The following is a 15,924-nucleotide window of genomic DNA, read 5'->3' as shown; positions in this document are numbered from 1 at the left end:
TGCGGCGTAACCCGCCTCAGGGAGCTGCTATTCCTGTTGTGCGAGATCTACTCTGACGGATCCGAACACTTGCGCTCCGTGCTCCGTGCTCCGTGCTCCGTGCGACGGGGCGGCTGGGGAGCGACGACACTGTGGTGGGCCTATTCCGATGTGGGTGAAAGTCGTTCGATGTGTTCGAGCAATTCGACAAGTTCGCCGATGGTGAGCTCAACGGTGCCGAACAGGGGATCACCGTTCTTCGCGGCGCGAGCGACGGCCTGTCCGATGCGGGCGGTGAGTTCTTCGATCAGTGGGTCGGCGGCCATGACTGAGAATTCTCCTGGAAGGCGGGAACTATGTCTGCCGAATCATTTCCAGTCGTGGGCGGGACCGGGTGTGTCACTGTTGTGAGTGGGACGAAGCCCGCGGCCACCCGGGTTGAATGAACGCCGTCGCGACACGAAGAACTCTCGTCCTCGCCGCCGCGACGCTGTCAGGGAATGGCAAGCTCGGTGATCAGGGCTTCGACCCGCGCTTTGATCTCGTCGCGGATCGGACGCACGGCGTCGACGCCCTTGCCTGCCGGATCGTCGAGCGCCCAGTCCCGGTAGCGGACCCCGGGAAAGACGGGGCAGGTGTCGCCGCAGCCCATGGTGATGACGACGTCGGAACTTTCGACGGTGTCGGGTGTGAGGATATTCGGGGACTGGCCGGAGATGTCGATTCCAATCTCGGCCATAGCCTCGACAGCGGCGGAGTTGATGGTCGCGGCCGGGGCGCTCCCGGCGGAGCGGACCTCGATCCGATCACCCGCGAGGTGGGAGAGGAATCCGGCGGCCATCTGGGAGCGGCCTGCGTTGTGAACGCAGACGAACAACACGCTGGGCGGAGTCATGAGAGTGCCCCATTCGTGACTGACGCGCGGAACCGCGTGCGAAGCGCCAGGGCCACATAGACCAGTCCGACGAGGACGGGGACCTCGATCAGCGGTCCTACGACACCGGCCAGGGCCTGCCCGGACGTTGCGCCGTAGGTGGCGATGGCCACGGCGATGGCGAGTTCGAAGTTGTTGCCCGCGGCGGTGAACGCCAGGGTGGTGGTGCGTTCGTAGCCCAGACCCATGGCCGCGCCGTAGACGCAGCCGCCGACCCACATGATCGCGAAATACGCCAATAGCGGGATCGAGATCCGGACGACGTCCCACGGCCGAGAGGTGATCTGGTCGCCCTGCAGCGCGAAGAGGATCACGATCGTGAACAGCAACCCGTACAGCGCCCACGGCCCGAGGCGGGGAAGGAATGTCGACTCGTACCATTCGCGGCCCTTGGCGTTCTCGCCGAAGCGGCGGGTCAGGTAGCCGGCGAGCAGGGGGATGCCCAGGAAGATCAGCACCGACTTCGCGATCTGCCACGGTGAGGCGTCGATGGTGGTCTGTTCGAGACCGAGCCAGCCGGGCAGCACGGACAGGTAGAACCAGCCGAGCGCGGCGAACATGATCACCTGGAACACCGAGTTGATCGCCACCAGGACGGCGGCGGCCTCCCGGTCACCGCACGCGAGGTCGTTCCAGATGATCACCATCGCGATGCAGCGGGCCAGGCCGACGATGATCAGACCGGTGCGGTACTCGGGCAGATCCGGCAGCAGCAGCCAGGCCAGGGCGAACATCAGCGCCGGACCGAGGACCCAGTTCAGCAGGAGGGAACCGATCAGCAACCTGCGGTCGCCGGTGACGGTGTCGAGCCGGTCGTAGCGGACCTTCGCGAGCACCGGATACATCATGATCAGCAGTCCGAGCGCGATCGGCAACGAGATGCCGTCGATCTCGACGGCGCTCAGGGTGTCGCCGAGCCCGGGAATCAGACGGCCGAGCAGCAGGCCGGTGGCCATCGCGACGCCGATCGACACCGGCAGGAAACGGTCGAGAGTGGAGAGTTTGCCGACGACGGAGGGGTGCTCGGTGGTCGGGGCCGCGCTCATTCGGGCGTCTCTGCGCAGGTGGGGGACGGCACGGCGGGGCCGCCCTCGGTCAGCAGCACGGCGGACAGCTGTTGCAGCGCCGACGGGATCACCCAGTAGTACACCCAGGTGCCGCGGCGTTCGCAGTCCAGCAGCCCGGCGGCGCGGAGCACCTTCAGGTGGTGGGAGATCGTCGGCTGAGACAGGTCGAACGACGCGGAGATGTCGCAGACACAGGCTTCGCCGCCGGCGTGACTGGCAATCAGGCTCAGCAGCCGCAGGCGCACCGGATCGCCGAGGGCCTTGAACATCCGGGCCAGATCCCCGGCCCAGTCCTCGGTCAGTGGTTCACGCGCGAGCGGCGAGCAACACGCCTCACCGTCCAAAAGCTCCTGATTCGACATGCGTCGATATTGACAGATATCGAATCAAGCCGCAATGCACCGTTCGGTCGGAGCGTGGCGTCGGGCCGGGTTCTTACTACTCGGCACGTCCGGACGGGAAGTGCACCGACCCGTCGTTACCGATGCAGCCACCCTGGACCGGGCCGCTGCCGAAGAAGACGCCGTTGAGCTGCCCGCTGCCTCCGGGAGGTTTCGATCCGACCCCGGCACCGCCGACGCCGATCGCCCCGCACTGATAACTGTTGTTGTCGGCCGGGGTGCTGGGGTCGGTGTGGACGTGGAGTTGCGTGCCGGGTGTGTTCGGGTCTCCATGAAATGCCGGTGCCGCCGCGGCGACGCCGGAACCGAGTGCAAAAGCGGTGGCGATCGCGGCCGATATGACCGCCGTGCGCAATGCGAACGTGTTCATCTGATCTCACCTTTGATTCGATTGTCGCCCGGCTTCGGCCGGCCGATGATTCTCGGGGTGCAGGCAATGTCCGGTGTGTCTGTTTCCCGATGGAACAATTATGGTCCGAGCGGTAGTCGGAATTCAGCCCTTCGCGTAGTTGCCGACAGTCCGAATGCGAAGCTCCGCCGGCCGCCGCACCCCTTGCCCGATAGCGTGGTCGTGACCCCGAGCTTGACACAGTGCCGAAACCGGTTGACCCCGTGCAGTTCACGCTTGCGTGCCGGAGAACGCTAGCGTTGCGTTCCCAGGCATCCGCACGTCCGAAGGGGGAAAATGCCACGCATGGCCGGTGACGAGATTTCGGACGGCGACGACGCGCATCCGGCCGCGACGCCGCAGTTACGCCGGCGGCTGGGGGTGTTCGACTCGGTGATGATCGGCCTCGGGTCGATGATCGGAGCGGGGATCTTCGCCGCGCTGGGGCCCGCAGCGTCCGCCGCCGGCGGCGCACTGCTCGTCGGGTTGGCCGTGGCCGCGGTGATCGCCTACTGCAATGCCGATTCCTCGGCCCGGCTCGCCGCGCTGTATCCGCAATCCGGCGGCACCTATGTCTACGGGCGGGAACGCCTGGGACCGTTCTTCGGATATCTGGCGGGCTGGGGATTCGTGGTCGGCAAGACTGCCTCGTGTGCCGCGATGGCCCTGACCGTCGGTGCCTACGCCTGGCCCGGCCGCGAGCATCTCGTCGCAGTCGTTGCCGTCGCCGCCATCACCGCCGTGAACTACTTCGGTGTGCAGAAATCGGCGATGGTCACCCGGCTCATCGTCTTCACGGTGCTCGCCGTCCTCGCCGTGGTCGTCACTGTGTGCCTGATCGGTCCCGACACCGGGTTCGACGGCCTCGGGATCGCTTCCGGCCACGGCGTGACCGGGGTTCTGCAGGCCGCCGGTCTGCTGTTCTTCGCGTTCGCCGGATACGCCAGGATCGCCACCCTCGGCGAGGAGGTGAAGGACCCGGCCCGGACCATCGCCCGGGCGATTCCCCTCGCCCTGGCCATCACCCTCGTCGCGTACCTGTGCGTCGCGGTCGCGGTCCTGAACGCTCTCGGTGCCGACGCTCTCGCGGTCGCGACGGATCCGCTTGCGCAGGCGGTTGCCGCTGCGGGATTCGGGGGTCTCGAGCCGGTGGTTCGGGTGGCCGCGGTGATCGCCGCCCTCGGCTCGCTGCTCGCCCTGATCCTCGGAGTCTCGCGGACGACGTTCGCTATGGCACGCGACGGCCACCTGCCTCGCCTGCTCGATGCCGTCCACCCCCGGTTCGCGGTGCCCTACCGGGCCGAGTTGGCGGTGGCTGTGGTGGTGGCGCTGCTCGCCGCGACAGCGGATCTGCGCGGCGTCATCGGGTTCTCCTCGTTCGCCGTGCTGGTCTACTACCTGATCGCCAACGCGTCCGCCTGGACGCTGTCCGCGAAACCGTGGCCGCGTCTGGTGGCGTTCGTCGGCGCCGCCGGGTGCATCGTCCTCGCCGCGTTCCTTCCCCTGGCCTCGGTGATTCCGGGTGTGGGCGTCCTCGCGCTCGGGGCCGTGATCTACGCGATCCGGTCGTTGCGCCGCTCGCCCGGATAGGTGGACACGCTTCGACGCGCGATCGGCACGGGGTGCAGTTAATCTGTCATCGGTGCGATCGTCGATCGCGCCTCGTCGCCGGAGCCGATGTGTTGCGTAAACCTGTCCGCAGCTGAAACTTTCACTTGCTCCATCAAGCTGTTCCCACATTCCCAGTGCCCTGACCGTGCTCGGTGTTCGAGAGGGGAATGACTTCACATGTACAAGCCGAACGAGCGTCCCGACTCCGGTGCGGAACTCCACTGGATCACGCGCGGCCGGTGCCGAGACGGAGACCCGGATCGACTCTTCGTGAGAGGCGCCGCGCAGCGCAAGGCCGCCGCGCTGTGCCGGCACTGCCCGGTGCTGATGCAATGCGGCGCGTATGCGCTCGACAACCGCGTCGAATTCGGCATCTGGGGTGGGATGACCGAACGTCAGCGCCGGGCACTGCTCGAGGCGCATCCCCGAGTCCGCTGGTCGGATCTCTTCGCGAGGCCGTCACGCGCCCGGTAGCGCTCAGTAGTACGCCGCTGCCGCGACGAACGCGGCAGCGGCGGCGGCCTGCACCTCCCCGATCGTGAGCGATCAGTACGGCAGCGATGAGCAGCTGGGACGGTCGACTATGGCCTGACCCTCGCACATCACGCCCTGCGCGTCGTCGTCGAAACGGTCGCGCCGATCCCGGTCGCGGTTGTCACGGTCCGACTGTGAGGTGACGGCGACGTCACCGCCCGTCGAGGCGGGCATGGCGTGCGCGATTCCGGCCGCGCCGGTGACGGAGAATGCGACTGCGGCGAACATCAGGCCGGCGCGAATGGCGGTGTGGCGAAACATGCGGAGTCCTTGCTGGTGTGGGGGCGGGTGTTCTTTGACCACACCAACATTGCCCCCGGAAGGAGCCGGTCGACAGCCACCCAAGGGTGTTCATTGCACACCCCCTGTGTGAGGCGGCGGGTGCGTCAGGCCCGTCGGCGTCCCTTCGCGTGCGGTCGGCGGTTCGGCGTCGCCTCGCGCAACGCGGTGCGCAGTCCCGCCCGTCGTCCGGTGCGCTCGTCGGCGGGCCCGGTGGGGGAGGTGCGGAATTTCAGTTCGGACGCGGTCTCGGGAGCGTCATCGGCGGTCGCGGACAGGAACCGGTCCGGGAACGCCAGCTTGTGGATGGTGCGCAGGGTCAAAAAGTATTGCTTGGCAAGCGAACCGGTGGTGTAGGGCAGATCGTATTTTTCGCACAGTGCGCGGACCCTCGTCGCGATTTCCGCGTAGCGGTTGCTGGGAAGGTCGGGGAACAGGTGGTGCTCGATCTGGTAGCAGAGGTTGCCGCTCAGGAATGCCAGCACCGCACCGGCCCGGAAGTTGGCGGTGCCCAGCATCTGGCGCAGATACCACTCCGCCCGGGTCTCGTGTTCCAGTTCCGATGGCGTGAACTTTTCGGCACCGTCGGGGAAGTGCCCGCAGAAGATCACGACGTACGCCCACAGGTTTCGCAGCAGGTTGGCCGAGAGGTTCGCCGTCAGCGTCCGTCGCCACCGCCGCCCGCTGACGGCGGGAAACAGCACGTAGTCCTTGCCGGCCTGGCGAGCGATCTTGCCGAGCAGTGCTCGGGTGTGGGCGGTCTTCTCGGCGGCGGTGTCGACGCGGTCCCGTTCGGAATACAGGCCGTGCAGGGCGATGCCCCATTCGAATGTTGATGCCAACAACAGGTTCCGTAGTGGCTGCAGCAGATTGTCGGGCTTCCAGGGCTGGTCGCGGGTGATACGGATGACGCCGAACCCGAGATCGTCGTCCATTCCGACCACGTTGCTGAACACGTGGTGGCGATAGTTGTGCGAGTACTGCCATTGCGACGACACGCCTGCCATGTCCCACTCCCAGGTGCTGGAGTGGATTTCGGGGTCGTTCATCCAGTCCCACTGGCCGTGGGAGACGTTGTGCCCGATCTCCATGTTCTCCACACTCTTGGCCAGAGCCAGGGCCGTCGTCCCGAGGATCCACCCGATTCGCGCCCGGCTGCAGTGGATCACCAGGCGCGCAGCGGCATCCAGTACACGCTGAAACGCAATCGTGCGACGGATGTAGGTGGCATCGCGTTCACCGAGCGAATCGGTGACGTCCCGGCGGATGGCGTCGAGTTCGGAGCGGAGCGCCTCGACATCCTCCTCGGTGAGATGCGCGTATTCCTTGATGTCGGATATCGCCATTCTCGACTCCCGATTCCGAACCTGCTCCGTGCTTCACCCTGAAGTGAACGCCGCATTTCGCGGGCTGTCAACACTGTAGATCTACAGTACAGGCCTACAGTGTTCATGGAGGTGCTGTGATGGCCGATGAGCCCGATCGTCGTTCGATCCACTCTGACGGCGGCCCGATCACCCGGGAGCGGATACTCGAAGAAGCACTCGCGATCGTCGACCGAGACGGAATCGACGGGCTGTCCATGCGCCGTCTCGGTAAGGCTCTCGACCGCGATCCGATGACTCTGTACCGCCACGCTCCGAACAAGGCCGCGTTGCTCGACGGTCTCGCCGAGCGCGTGCTCGAGGAGCTCGAGGTCGATACCGGCGACGGCGATTGGGCCATGCAACTACGGGAGGTCGCGCGGGGTTTTCGCAGGCTGGCGCTCGCCCATCCTCAGGTGGTGCCGCTCCTGGTCACCCGCCCGCTGTCGACGCCGCTCGGGCTCAGGCCACTCGGCACCCTGCGGCCGCTCGAGGACATCCTGACGCTGCTGACCCGGGCGGGTTTCACCGACGCCGACGCCCTGCACGTCTATCGGGCGTTGTTCGGTTTCCTCTACGGTCACGTCCTCAACGAACTGCAGGAACTCGTCGAGCGCCCCGACGAATCCGACGACCTCCTGCGTCTCGGCCTTCACCGTTTGCCGATCGGTGAATTCCCCCTGCTCCGGGGGCTGGCGCCGGTGCTGGCGTCCTACGACGGCGCCGCCGAACTCGAACGCGGAGTCGACATCCTCCTTGCGGGCCTCACCGCGACGCTGGAGCGCCGGGACGGCTCACCGCCGGAATGAGCGAGTGAGAATCGCTGCCCCGCAGTCTGTCTGTGATCGGCTCAGCCGACGCCGACGGTCTGTCGCTCGGGCTCGATCACGGCCACGACGCGTTCTTCGTCTCGGGGGTAGGGTGCGCCCGTGTACTTCGTGCACAGCTGGTCGATGATCTCCCATGCCGCATCGCCGTCGAGCCACTCGACGACCCGTCCACGGACGACAACGGGCTCGAACGGGTTGTCGGCGGGCGCGATGGACAGTGCCAGCCGCGGGTCGCGGCGCAGATTGCGTGCCTTGCGCGAGCCTGGACCGGTGAGGAAGACGATCTGGTCGCCGTGGGTGCCGATCCAGAGGGGAACGGTGTGGGGCGAGCCGTCCGGGAGGGCGGTGGCGAGGTGGGCGATCGAGGTGCCGTCGAGTACGCGGCGCACGTCGGGGTCAAGCATGGGTCTGCTCCTTCATCGGGGATGACGGTCCTGTTGGGTTCCTTCAGGAGACCCCACGAGCGTAGCAGTGTGAGTTCCTTCAGGGAACCCCGATTGCTAGACTGACGTCATGCAACGCACAAGTTTCGGCGGGATGGCGTGCTCGATCGCGCGAACACTCGACGTCGTCGGGGAGCCGTGGACGCCGCTGGTCCTGCGTGACGTGTGGGCGGGATTCACCCGGTTCGAGCAGATCCAGGCCGACCTCGGCATCTCGCGCAAGGTCCTGACCGAGCGGCTCAACCACCTCGTGGAGTGCGGAGTGCTCGAGCGCCGGCCCTACGACCAGCGACCCCGGTACGAATACGTTTTGACGGACAAAGGTGTCGAACTCCTCGACGTTCTGATGGCCATGGCCAATTGGGGCGACAACTGGCTCGCGGGGGAGGCGGGCCCGCCCGTCCTCTACCGCCACCAGGCATGCGGCGAAATCAGCAAAGTCGACCTCCGCTGCACGCACTGCGGAGAATCGATGCACGCCGGCGACGTCGAACTACTGCAAGGGCCCGGCGCCGCCGTGTGACCGAACCGAAATCGAACTACGAACGCGAGGAACGGCATTCGTTTCGTCCCCACTCAACCGGACGTTGTCCGGCGCCGTGGTGTCATTCGTAAATATCGACGACTACTCGTGTCGGCTCGGAGAGGGTCGCGACCTGGAATCGTGGATGGCCGGTGCGGAGACCGATGAACGATTGGGTGGTTCTCTCGAAGTTCGGCGTCAGGTGCACCTCGACGACACTGTGCGCAGCGGGATCCGACAGAGGATTCGGTCCGCTGTAGGCGGCGATTCCACTCTCGGCAGGCGGGAGTGTGTCGAAGAAGTAGATCTGCAGAATCGATCGGGCGTTGATGGGTATCGCGGTCTCTGCGCCGCGTGGAGTTGCCTCGGCAACGTACTCGGCGCGCCGGCGGGGCACCCAGGTGCCGCCGAAGTCGTAGACGACGCGGTCGAATCCATCGTGCCGCTCGATGTGCATGCCACTGGCGGTCACGACGACGCTCGGTGGCGCCGGCGGTAACGGCACAGTCGGGTGAGCCGGGATGTCCAGTGTCGGAGGCGGTGGTGCCGTCGGTGTGGGAGCGGGGACACCGGTGCCGGAATCCGACGGCGGTGGTTCGAGAGGGAGATCAGGGCCTTCCTGGGCCGCGGGGATGTCATGCAACGGGATCAACGATCCTTCGAGGTCTCCGGTTCGGCCACTGGTCGACCGGCAGCCGGTCGCCAAGGCGATCCACGTCATCACCGCGACGACCAGGGCTGCTTTGCGCGCGTCGACCCTCATACGGTGTTCATCGCCCCGGACCGGCGAAGCGTGACTACCCTTGCGCCCCGGCGCGCGCGAGGACGAGCATGCGTTCTTCGATGGTGGCGCGGACGGGCCGGATGTCGGCCGTGATTCCGGCGGAGTCGAGTACCGAATCGATCCTCGCCGGGTCCGTGTCCGGGACTCGGATCGCACGGCCGTCCAGGATCACCGGGATTCCGGCATCGTTCAGTGCCGCGAAGGCCTGGGCCCATTCCGGAGTGTGCACCGCCACCGCGCGGGTGTCGCCGATGATGTCGTCCTCGCTGCCGGCGCCGACGAGTTGACCGGACGACATCAGCAGCAGGCGATCACACTGCTGCGCTTCTTCCATGTAGTGGGTGGTCACCAGGACGCCGACGCCCTTGTCGGCCTGGTGCCGGATCGTGTCCCACAATCTCGCGCGGGACAGTGCGTCCACACCGGAGGTCGGCTCGTCCAACACCAGCACGTCCGGTTCGTGTGCCAGTGCCACGACGAACGCCACCTGTCGTTGCGAGCCCAGCGCCAGGTCCCTGACGAGGGTGTTGCGCGCGTCGTGGAGTTCGGCGGGGACGCCGGGTGCCGGAACACCGTAGGCCTCCGCGCTGAAGGCCAGGTTCTCCTCGACGGTCAGATCGCGGTAGAGACCGAGGTTCTGGGGCACGTAACCCATGCGCGCCCGGCGCGTTCGGTCCGGCGGGCCGCCGAGCAATTCGACCGCGCCCTCCGTCGCGGCGAGCAGACCCAGGAGCATCCGGATCAGCGTGGTCTTCCCGGCACCGTTGGCTCCGAGAAGACCGACCACCTCGCCGGGGGCGACCGTCATCGACATCGAGTCGACGGCCGTGAAGTCACCGAACTTCCGGGTCACCGAGCGGGCGCGAAGTACCTCACCGGTCATGATGCCCCGACCTCCCGTCGACGTGTCATCGACAACGCGATGACGATGTCTTCGAGGTCTGGCGTCACGATCGTCGCGTCGGTGTCGGGATACCCGTCCTCCCAGTACTCGTGACGCTCCCGGCCGCGGCGCCACGACCATTCCGGTCGCACGGGATCTGCCGCCGAGGTGATGGTGCCGGTGAATCCGGCACGCACCTCGTCGTAGGACCCCTGGGTCAGGATCCGGCCGGAGTCCAGTACGACGAGATGCCCGGCTCGCTCGGCCTCGTCGAGGTAGGTCGTCGACATCAACACGGCTGCACCGTCCGCGGCGGCCTCCGAGATCAATCGCCACAGGTCGATGCGGCTCACGGGGTCGACGCCGGTGCTCGGTTCGTCCAGGATCAGCAACTGGGGTCTGTGCAGCATGGCCATCGCCGTGCCCAGTTTGCGTCGCATCCCTCCCGACAGCGCCGAGGCGAGCCGATCCGCCGCCCCACCCAGCCCGGCCCGGTCGATGAGTTCCTCGCGCCGCTCGGCCAATTCGTTGCCGCCGAGGCCGTAGATGCCGCCGACGAAATCCATGTTCTGCCGAACCGTGAGCGCCGCCCAGCTCCCCGGGCCCGCACAGAGGAACCCGATCTCGTGCTTGCCCGGGGCACGAACCGTCCCGGTCTCGGGCACGACTTCTCCCACGAACGTCCGCAACAGCGTCGACTTTCCCGCCCCGTCTCCGCCGACCAGGGCCACCACCTGGCCGGCAGGCACGTCGATGCTCACCCGGTCGAGGGCCGTCCGGTCGCCGAACCGGACGACGACGGACTCGGCCGCGGCGATCACGAGGCGTCCGCAGCGGTCGGATCGACCGTCTTCGCCGCCGCGGGCTTGCTCGCCTTCGAGACGTCGGGCGCGAGATCTCGCCGGAAACGCAGCGTCGAACCCGTGAAGACCACGACCGCCATCACGGCCAGCACGACCAACGGCAACCACAACGACGAGATCGGGGCATCGCGCAGCATCACGCCCTGCGAGATCATCGTGAAATAGGTCAGCGGAAGCAGGTATCCGATCCAGCGGACTCCTGCCGCCATCGCATCGAGCGGAAAAATCATGCCGGACAGCAAGATCTGTGGCATCAGGAACAGGAACGCCGTCTGGATCGCTTGCCCGGTGGTCTGCGAGATCGTCGAGATCAACACACCGAGGCCGAGAACGACGAACAAGAAAAGCGCGGCACCCAGCGCGAACACGAGCACATTGCCATTGAACGGCACACCGAACAGCACCATACCCAGCACTGTCACGACAGTCATGTCCAGCGCCGCGAGCAGGAAATAGGGCACGATCTTTCCCAGAATCACCTGACTGGGCCGGATCGGCATGACCGCGAGTTGCTCGAGGGTCCCGGCCTCCCGCTCACGAACCAGACCGATGCTGGTGACGATCGTGCCGATGAAGGTCAGGATCAAGCCGATGATTGCCGGCACCATCACCCACGACGTCTTCAAATCAGGATTGAACAGCACCTCGGTCCGGACCTGATCGCCGAGCTTGTTCAGAATCGACACCGTCGACTGCGCGGCGAACAGATTCGAGCCGTCCACCAGTGCCGTCGACTGCTCGACTGGGGTCGATCCGGTCACTACCGCCACGTCGACCTTGTTCTCCCGCAACAGATCCGTCGCCTGCGCGGTCGAGCCGCCGACGTCTGTCTGCGTCACCTCGAAGAACGGCGGCAACGACGTGCTCACCTGCTGAGCCGAGGGACCCAGGACGGCCGTTTCGACCGAGGAGACATAGAAGTTGGCCGCGTAGCCGAATATCACGAGCAGGAGAAGCGGCAGCGCGATCAACATCGCCAATGTGCGGGGGTCCCGCCGAAGTTCGCGAAATTCCTTGAGAATCATGGCGCGCATATCCGATGCTAGGCACGCCGAGTGGTCTGGGTCAACGGTCGACGAACTACGCGTCGGGCGCGGTGGGGGCAGGTCAGACCCCCTTTTCCGGCGTTCTGCGGGCGACTGTCAGTGCCGAAGGGCAGCGTCCAGCATCCGGATCAATTCGCCGACCCGCCCGCCGCCACCCGGTGCCGCAGGAAAGCGTCCGAGCACGTCGACGACGACAGGCGTCGCACGCCGGGCCGCCCGCTCGATGTGCTCGGCACCGACGGTCCGATCGTCGCCGGCGACGAGCTCGGATGCTCTGGCCGCGTACGCGCCTGCGCCGAGAATGTGCTTGACCTGCGTGGCCTTCGCCAACGGATGAAGGTAGGCGGCGCCTGCCGCAGCCATCGCCGCCCACGCTGCCTCGCGCGCAGCCTCGGTGTCCGTGCCCTTGGCGGCCGCAAGCGCCGCCCACGCTGCGTCGCGCAGAGACTTCCCGCGCTCACCGCCCCGAGCGAACTCCCGCGCGGTATCGATCGCGTCGCGAGGTCGCGAATCGGCCGGCTGGTCGGCCTCGAATATCGCGAGGACCCCCACCGCGCATTCCGCGGCAAACGCGGTGACCTCACGAAGATCGCGACTACTCAGAACGATCTCGGTTGTTTCTTCCGCCATGGATCCATTGTCGGCCACCGCACCGCCGCCGCGACCGGCATCGAGACTGTCCCCCTAAGTGGACTGTGGCGCACGACACAGCCGCTCGTACCCTTCCTGGCACCGACGAAAGTGCGTGTTCAAGACAATCCCACGCCCGCGAATGGGCCGAACGGAGTATGTGATGAGCGGAGACCTGAACGAGGTCGGGACCGGTGTCAACCTTTTCGCCGCGGGTGAGGTTCGCGGCACCGCGAGGTGGTTCAACGACACGGCCGACGTGCTGTCGATCGATGACGATGATCTGGAGGAGACGATCGCGTTCGTCAGTAAAGGCGGAATGACCTTCCTGTCGCCGATCCTGCCCGATCTGCGCGCGATCGTCTGTACCGCAGGCAGCCGGGAGTCGCATCTGGCCATCCTGTGCCGGGAATCCGACGTGCCGTGCGTGCTCGCCGCCGACCTAACCGGCGAGGTCGCCGACGGCGACACCGTGGTCCTGGACCTCTCCGACACCCAGACCGCGCGCGTCGCCGTAGCGGCAGGGGCGGTGACGGCATGACCGTGACCACTCCCGTGAACGTGGAGGCCCTCTATGCCGACCCGGACTACGAACCCACCCTCGACGAGTGGAACTGGCTGGTCCACGCCGCCGGTGCGGCCTACAAGTCCGAACTGTCCGCGCGAACCGTGTTCGAGTCGGAGCTGTTCGGGATGAACACCTACATCCTGATGTCGATGATGGAGGACTACCTGCGGGTGCCCGAGCGCATCCGCACCATTCTGAAGCACGCCACGCCCACCGAACTGGTGCGCAAGGCACTGCCGATCGGAAACAAGCGCAGCTTCATCAACCTCGCGGCGACCCCGCTGCACTACCTGACAGGCCGCGAACTGTTCGTCGACCTGGGCGAGAACAGCCTGTCCGACGGCCTGGAGGATCAGCTCGAGGTTCTCCGCTTCTGGCGCGAGGCGACCATCGCCATGCGCACCGACAACGTCCTGTTCAACATGGACGCCGAGCCTGCCAACAGTTCCCATGTCATCGACGACGACCTGCTCGGCGAGATCCGGTCCCATCTCGTCGCCGCGGACGACACGGTCAAGGCGGGAATCCGGAAATTCGGTGCGCGGCTGACGGCATACGCCTTCCTGGAGAACTGCGACGCGCGCACCGCGGTGTGCGACACCGGCCCGTACCAGCTCGAGGACGGCACCTTCCTGGCGCTGCGCGAGACCTGCACGGACGGTGACGGCGACTTCCCGTGGGTCGACGGCATCCGGGAGACCCTGCCCTACCACCACTTCGTCATCGCCTACCGGCTGCCCGCCACGGTGAAGATGGACAACAACGTCTGGGGTACAGCCTGGTTCACGCCCAGCGACTATCAGGCCGACATCATCGAGACCCGCGTGTTCTGCACGGACGGCGGCACGCTGCGCCCGCTGGGCGCCGAGGAGGTCGAGGAAGCAACCAAGGCGATCCGGAAGGCGCACCGGGCTCTGTATCAGCGGCTGGCCGAGTCGGATCCGGAGGAACGCAACCTCTATGCCACCGAGATGTACGCGTGGAAACTCAAGGCCTGGGCGCGGCTCGCCGGCTGCTACGACGAGATCGATTGGACCATCACACCGCGGATCGCCGACTCCTTCCAGAAGTTCAGCGATCCGGACCTCGCGCTGCAACTGATCGGCGGCGTCTTCGTCCCTCGAGACCGTGACGGTTGTTTCCGTCCGTTGGGGAGGTAGCCATGACCATCATCGGTAAAGGTGTTCCTTCGTACTCGTTTGCGGAAGCGGCGGGGACCATCCGGCGCTTCTCTTCGCCGAACGACGTGATCGACTCGCTCGATTCGGACCTCGAGACCACGATCGCGTTGGTGGCATCGGGAGGAACGACGTTCCTGTCCCCGATCCTCGGGAGATTGGGCGGAATCATCTGCCTCGACGGCACTCTGCGCTCGCACCTCGCGATCGTCTCCCGCGAATTCGAAGTGCCCTGCCTGGTCGGCACCGAACTGATCACCGACGTCGTCGACGGCATGACGGTCACGCTGGCGATCGAGGACGGCGCCGGCGTGGTCCATGACGTCGCGCAGGCCGAGGCTCCCGATTCCCCAGCCGACGTCGGCGACGCCTGGTGGGCGTACATCCGCCGGGTCGGTGACGAGATCGCGGTCAAGGACTTCGATGTCACGGTATCTCCGGCAGCGCTCGATGCACTCATCGCGCAGGAGTTGACGGACGATCGGCTCGACGACCTGATCCAGCACATGGGCCGAGCCTTCAAACCGGAGATCACCCGTCGCTCCGGCTTCACGTCGGAACTGTTCCCGATGTTGCCGTACATGTCGATGTCGGTGATCGAGGACTTCCACAGCTACGCCGAGCGGATAGCGATCATCGACAAGGCCATGCCCGCCGAGGAACTGGGACGGCGGCTGCGGGAGGGCCCGAACAAGGTCAGCCCCCTGTGGATCTGGATGATCGGCTACCATTTCCTCTGTGGCCGCGAATGCCTGATCAAGGTGGGTACGCTCGCACCCGGCGACCGACGTGAGGACATCCGCGCGGTGGTCGACTTCTGGCGCCGGCTCACGCTCGCGCACCGCGGCGACGGCACGCTCGACTACAAGGACGCCGGATTCACCAACCGCTACCTCCCGGGCAGCGTCGTCGACGAGTTGAGCGGAGGCGCACAGGCTCTCGACTCTCCGACGTCGAAGGCGTTGAAGCGACTGAACGCGACCGTATCCGGCTACTCGTTCCTCTACTTCTGTGACTCGCGGGTGGGCATCTGCGATTCGGGCCCCTATCCGCGGTCGGGAACGCGGCAGACGATCGTGCGCGACTACCTCTCGCTCGCCCCGAGTAGCTGGGCCTACCCGTGGGCCGAGGATCTCGCCCCGACGTATGTCGGGTTGACGATGGCGCTGACGTTCGATCGCGCCGCGTTCACGGAGTTCGAGATCAACGACTGGGGAACGACGTTCACCGAACCCGACCAGCTTCTCGCGTCGGTCGACGAGGCCGCCGTGTACGGTCACCGTGCCGACGGCACCCGGGAGTTGCTCGCACCCGAATCCTGGGCGGAGGTGGCGACGGATCTCAGTAAGTGGCACATGATGCTCTATCAACGGTTCGCCGGGATGAGCCGCGAAGAGCGAATTCTTGCTGCCACCACCATGTACACCTCGGGCCTGCGCCCCTTCGCCGCAGTGGCGGGGGTGACCGGCGAGATCGACTGGACGATGTCGCCGGACACGCTGGCCCTGTATCCCGACCCACTGGACGACGACGACCGTGCCGCCGAGATCTTCGGGAGCGCGCTCGTGGCCAATGGACTGCCGGGATCGTTCTCACCCATCCGATAGACAACGAGAAAG

20 protein-coding genes are annotated in these 15,924 nt (G+C 66.3%); 8 read left to right on the top strand and 12 right to left on the bottom strand.

Translation table 11 applies throughout. From position 1 onward, the window contains the following. Window positions 1–170 precede the first annotated feature (170 nt). Complete coding sequence (locus tag ROP_RS43195) at window positions 171–311, top strand: hypothetical protein (protein WP_158306508.1); 141 nt, start codon at window positions 171–173, stop codon at window positions 309–311. A gap of 161 nt (window positions 312–472) precedes the next feature. Here ROP_RS43195 and ROP_RS14845 read toward each other — a convergent pair whose 3' ends face one another. From ROP_RS14845 to ROP_RS14830, 4 genes are all read right to left on the bottom strand, one after another. Beyond that, window positions 473–874: an arsenate reductase ArsC gene (locus tag ROP_RS14845; RefSeq protein ID WP_012690200.1), complete on the bottom strand. Its 402-nt coding sequence runs from the start codon at window positions 872–874 to the stop codon at window positions 473–475. Further along, window positions 871–1,959, bottom strand: coding sequence for an ACR3 family arsenite efflux transporter (gene arsB / locus ROP_RS14840; RefSeq protein WP_012690199.1), 1,089 nt, complete (start codon window positions 1,957–1,959; stop codon window positions 871–873). Before arsB ends, ROP_RS14845 begins: the two co-directional genes overlap by 4 nt. Beyond that, window positions 1,956–2,342: an ArsR/SmtB family transcription factor gene (locus ROP_RS14835; RefSeq protein ID WP_012690198.1), complete on the bottom strand. Its 387-nt coding sequence runs from the start codon at window positions 2,340–2,342 to the stop codon at window positions 1,956–1,958. Before ROP_RS14835 ends, arsB begins: the two co-directional genes overlap by 4 nt. Window positions 2,343–2,418: 76 nt before the next feature. Next, window positions 2,419–2,751: a hypothetical protein gene (locus ROP_RS14830; RefSeq protein ID WP_012690197.1), complete on the bottom strand. Its 333-nt coding sequence runs from the start codon at window positions 2,749–2,751 to the stop codon at window positions 2,419–2,421. Window positions 2,752–3,075: 324 nt separating this feature from the next. Between ROP_RS14830 and ROP_RS14825 the strand changes: the two genes are divergently transcribed. Continuing rightward, window positions 3,076–4,359 (top strand): APC family permease, encoded by a 1,284-nt coding sequence (locus ROP_RS14825; protein ID WP_050785074.1) that lies wholly within the window; start codon window positions 3,076–3,078, stop codon window positions 4,357–4,359. Window positions 4,360–4,557: 198 nt separating this feature from the next. Next, entirely contained in the window at window positions 4,558–4,854 is a 297-nt protein-coding gene (locus tag ROP_RS14820; RefSeq protein WP_012690195.1) for a WhiB family transcriptional regulator, read from the top strand. A 72-nt stretch (window positions 4,855–4,926) separates the two neighbouring features. Here ROP_RS14820 and ROP_RS14815 read toward each other — a convergent pair whose 3' ends face one another. Beyond that, window positions 4,927–5,175, bottom strand: a complete 249-nt coding sequence (locus tag ROP_RS14815) for a hypothetical protein (protein ID WP_012690194.1) — start codon at window positions 5,173–5,175, stop codon at window positions 4,927–4,929. A 125-nt stretch (window positions 5,176–5,300) separates the two neighbouring features. Next, a complete protein-coding gene (locus ROP_RS14810) occupies window positions 5,301–6,539 on the bottom strand; it encodes a fatty acid desaturase family protein (RefSeq protein ID WP_012690193.1) in 1,239 nt (412 codons plus the stop codon). Window positions 6,540–6,658: 119 nt separating this feature from the next. Between ROP_RS14810 and ROP_RS14805 the strand changes: the two genes are divergently transcribed. Continuing rightward, on the top strand, window positions 6,659–7,366 hold the full coding sequence (locus ROP_RS14805) for a TetR/AcrR family transcriptional regulator C-terminal domain-containing protein (RefSeq protein ID WP_043824776.1): 708 nt from the start codon (window positions 6,659–6,661) through the stop codon (window positions 7,364–7,366). Between the two features lie 41 nt (window positions 7,367–7,407). Here the strand turns inward: ROP_RS14805 and ROP_RS14800 are convergent, their stop codons facing one another. Next, entirely contained in the window at window positions 7,408–7,791 is a 384-nt protein-coding gene (locus tag ROP_RS14800; RefSeq protein WP_012690191.1) for a PPOX class F420-dependent oxidoreductase, read from the bottom strand. A 109-nt stretch (window positions 7,792–7,900) separates the two neighbouring features. Between ROP_RS14800 and ROP_RS14795 the strand changes: the two genes are divergently transcribed. Continuing rightward, complete coding sequence (locus tag ROP_RS14795; RefSeq protein WP_012690190.1) at window positions 7,901–8,353, top strand: winged helix-turn-helix transcriptional regulator; 453 nt, start codon at window positions 7,901–7,903, stop codon at window positions 8,351–8,353. A gap of 82 nt (window positions 8,354–8,435) precedes the next feature. On the opposite strand, the gene ROP_RS44110 is transcribed toward ROP_RS14795, so the two are convergent. The 5 genes from ROP_RS44110 to ROP_RS14770 form a co-directional block, all read right to left on the bottom strand. Continuing rightward, window positions 8,436–9,116: an AMIN-like domain-containing (lipo)protein gene (locus tag ROP_RS44110; RefSeq protein WP_012690189.1), complete on the bottom strand. Its 681-nt coding sequence runs from the start codon at window positions 9,114–9,116 to the stop codon at window positions 8,436–8,438. A gap of 34 nt (window positions 9,117–9,150) precedes the next feature. Next, entirely contained in the window at window positions 9,151–10,020 is an 870-nt protein-coding gene (locus tag ROP_RS14785; protein WP_012690188.1) for an ABC transporter ATP-binding protein, read from the bottom strand. Then, a complete protein-coding gene (locus ROP_RS14780) occupies window positions 10,017–10,841 on the bottom strand; it encodes an ABC transporter ATP-binding protein (RefSeq protein ID WP_012690187.1) in 825 nt (274 codons plus the stop codon). The genes ROP_RS14785 and ROP_RS14780 overlap by 4 nt, the downstream gene beginning before the upstream one ends. Further along, window positions 10,838–11,917: an ABC transporter permease gene (locus ROP_RS14775; protein ID WP_012690186.1), complete on the bottom strand. Its 1,080-nt coding sequence runs from the start codon at window positions 11,915–11,917 to the stop codon at window positions 10,838–10,840. Before ROP_RS14775 ends, ROP_RS14780 begins: the two co-directional genes overlap by 4 nt. A gap of 108 nt (window positions 11,918–12,025) precedes the next feature. Next, window positions 12,026–12,559: a putative immunity protein gene (locus ROP_RS14770; protein WP_043824774.1), complete on the bottom strand. Its 534-nt coding sequence runs from the start codon at window positions 12,557–12,559 to the stop codon at window positions 12,026–12,028. Between the two features lie 163 nt (window positions 12,560–12,722). On the opposite strand from ROP_RS14770, the gene ROP_RS14765 reads away from it, so the two are divergent. From ROP_RS14765 to ROP_RS14755, 3 genes are read left to right on the top strand one after another with little or no spacing between them, the layout of a single operon-like run. Then, window positions 12,723–13,100, top strand: a complete 378-nt coding sequence (locus tag ROP_RS14765) for a PEP-utilizing enzyme (RefSeq protein WP_043824772.1) — start codon at window positions 12,723–12,725, stop codon at window positions 13,098–13,100. Continuing rightward, window positions 13,097–14,287: a hypothetical protein gene (locus ROP_RS14760; RefSeq protein ID WP_012690183.1), complete on the top strand. Its 1,191-nt coding sequence runs from the start codon at window positions 13,097–13,099 to the stop codon at window positions 14,285–14,287. Before ROP_RS14765 ends, ROP_RS14760 begins: the two co-directional genes overlap by 4 nt. 2 nt (window positions 14,288–14,289) lie before the next feature. Next, window positions 14,290–15,912: a PEP-utilizing enzyme gene (locus tag ROP_RS14755; RefSeq protein WP_012690182.1), complete on the top strand. Its 1,623-nt coding sequence runs from the start codon at window positions 14,290–14,292 to the stop codon at window positions 15,910–15,912. Window positions 15,913–15,924 lie beyond the last annotated feature (12 nt).

The organism is Rhodococcus opacus B4 (assembly GCF_000010805.1).
GTDB lineage: Bacteria > Actinomycetota > Actinomycetes > Mycobacteriales > Mycobacteriaceae > Rhodococcus_F > Rhodococcus_F opacus_C.
This window is presented reverse-complemented; position numbering and strand designations above follow the sequence as displayed.

Excerpts from the sequence above, each read along its gene's own strand:
- ROP_RS14815 (WP_012690194.1), bottom strand. The coding sequence starts at position 5,175 with ATGTTTCGCCACACCGCCATTCGCGCCGGCCTGATGTTCGCCGCAGTC.
- arsB (WP_012690199.1), bottom strand. The coding sequence starts at position 1,959 with ATGAGCGCGGCCCCGACCACCGAGCACCCCTCCGTCGTCGGCAAACTC.
- ROP_RS14835 (WP_012690198.1), bottom strand. The coding sequence starts at position 2,342 with ATGTCGAATCAGGAGCTTTTGGACGGTGAGGCGTGTTGCTCGCCGCTC.
- ROP_RS14810 (WP_012690193.1), bottom strand. The coding sequence starts at position 6,539 with ATGGCGATATCCGACATCAAGGAATACGCGCATCTCACCGAGGAGGAT.
- ROP_RS14820 (WP_012690195.1), top strand. The coding sequence starts at position 4,558 with ATGTACAAGCCGAACGAGCGTCCCGACTCCGGTGCGGAACTCCACTGG.
- ROP_RS14830 (WP_012690197.1), bottom strand. The coding sequence starts at position 2,751 with ATGAACACGTTCGCATTGCGCACGGCGGTCATATCGGCCGCGATCGCC.
- ROP_RS14805 (WP_043824776.1), top strand. The coding sequence starts at position 6,659 with ATGGCCGATGAGCCCGATCGTCGTTCGATCCACTCTGACGGCGGCCCG.
- ROP_RS14755 (WP_012690182.1), top strand. The coding sequence starts at position 14,290 with ATGACCATCATCGGTAAAGGTGTTCCTTCGTACTCGTTTGCGGAAGCG.
- ROP_RS44110 (WP_012690189.1), bottom strand. The coding sequence starts at position 9,116 with ATGAGGGTCGACGCGCGCAAAGCAGCCCTGGTCGTCGCGGTGATGACG.
- ROP_RS14800 (WP_012690191.1), bottom strand. The coding sequence starts at position 7,791 with ATGCTTGACCCCGACGTGCGCCGCGTACTCGACGGCACCTCGATCGCC.
- ROP_RS14795 (WP_012690190.1), top strand. The coding sequence starts at position 7,901 with ATGCAACGCACAAGTTTCGGCGGGATGGCGTGCTCGATCGCGCGAACA.
- ROP_RS14770 (WP_043824774.1), bottom strand. The coding sequence starts at position 12,559 with ATGGCGGAAGAAACAACCGAGATCGTTCTGAGTAGTCGCGATCTTCGT.
- ROP_RS14760 (WP_012690183.1), top strand. The coding sequence starts at position 13,097 with ATGACCGTGACCACTCCCGTGAACGTGGAGGCCCTCTATGCCGACCCG.
- ROP_RS14845 (WP_012690200.1), bottom strand. The coding sequence starts at position 874 with ATGACTCCGCCCAGCGTGTTGTTCGTCTGCGTTCACAACGCAGGCCGC.
- ROP_RS14775 (WP_012690186.1), bottom strand. The coding sequence starts at position 11,917 with ATGCGCGCCATGATTCTCAAGGAATTTCGCGAACTTCGGCGGGACCCC.
- ROP_RS14765 (WP_043824772.1), top strand. The coding sequence starts at position 12,723 with ATGAGCGGAGACCTGAACGAGGTCGGGACCGGTGTCAACCTTTTCGCC.
- ROP_RS14785 (WP_012690188.1), bottom strand. The coding sequence starts at position 10,020 with ATGACCGGTGAGGTACTTCGCGCCCGCTCGGTGACCCGGAAGTTCGGT.
- ROP_RS14825 (WP_050785074.1), top strand. The coding sequence starts at position 3,076 with ATGGCCGGTGACGAGATTTCGGACGGCGACGACGCGCATCCGGCCGCG.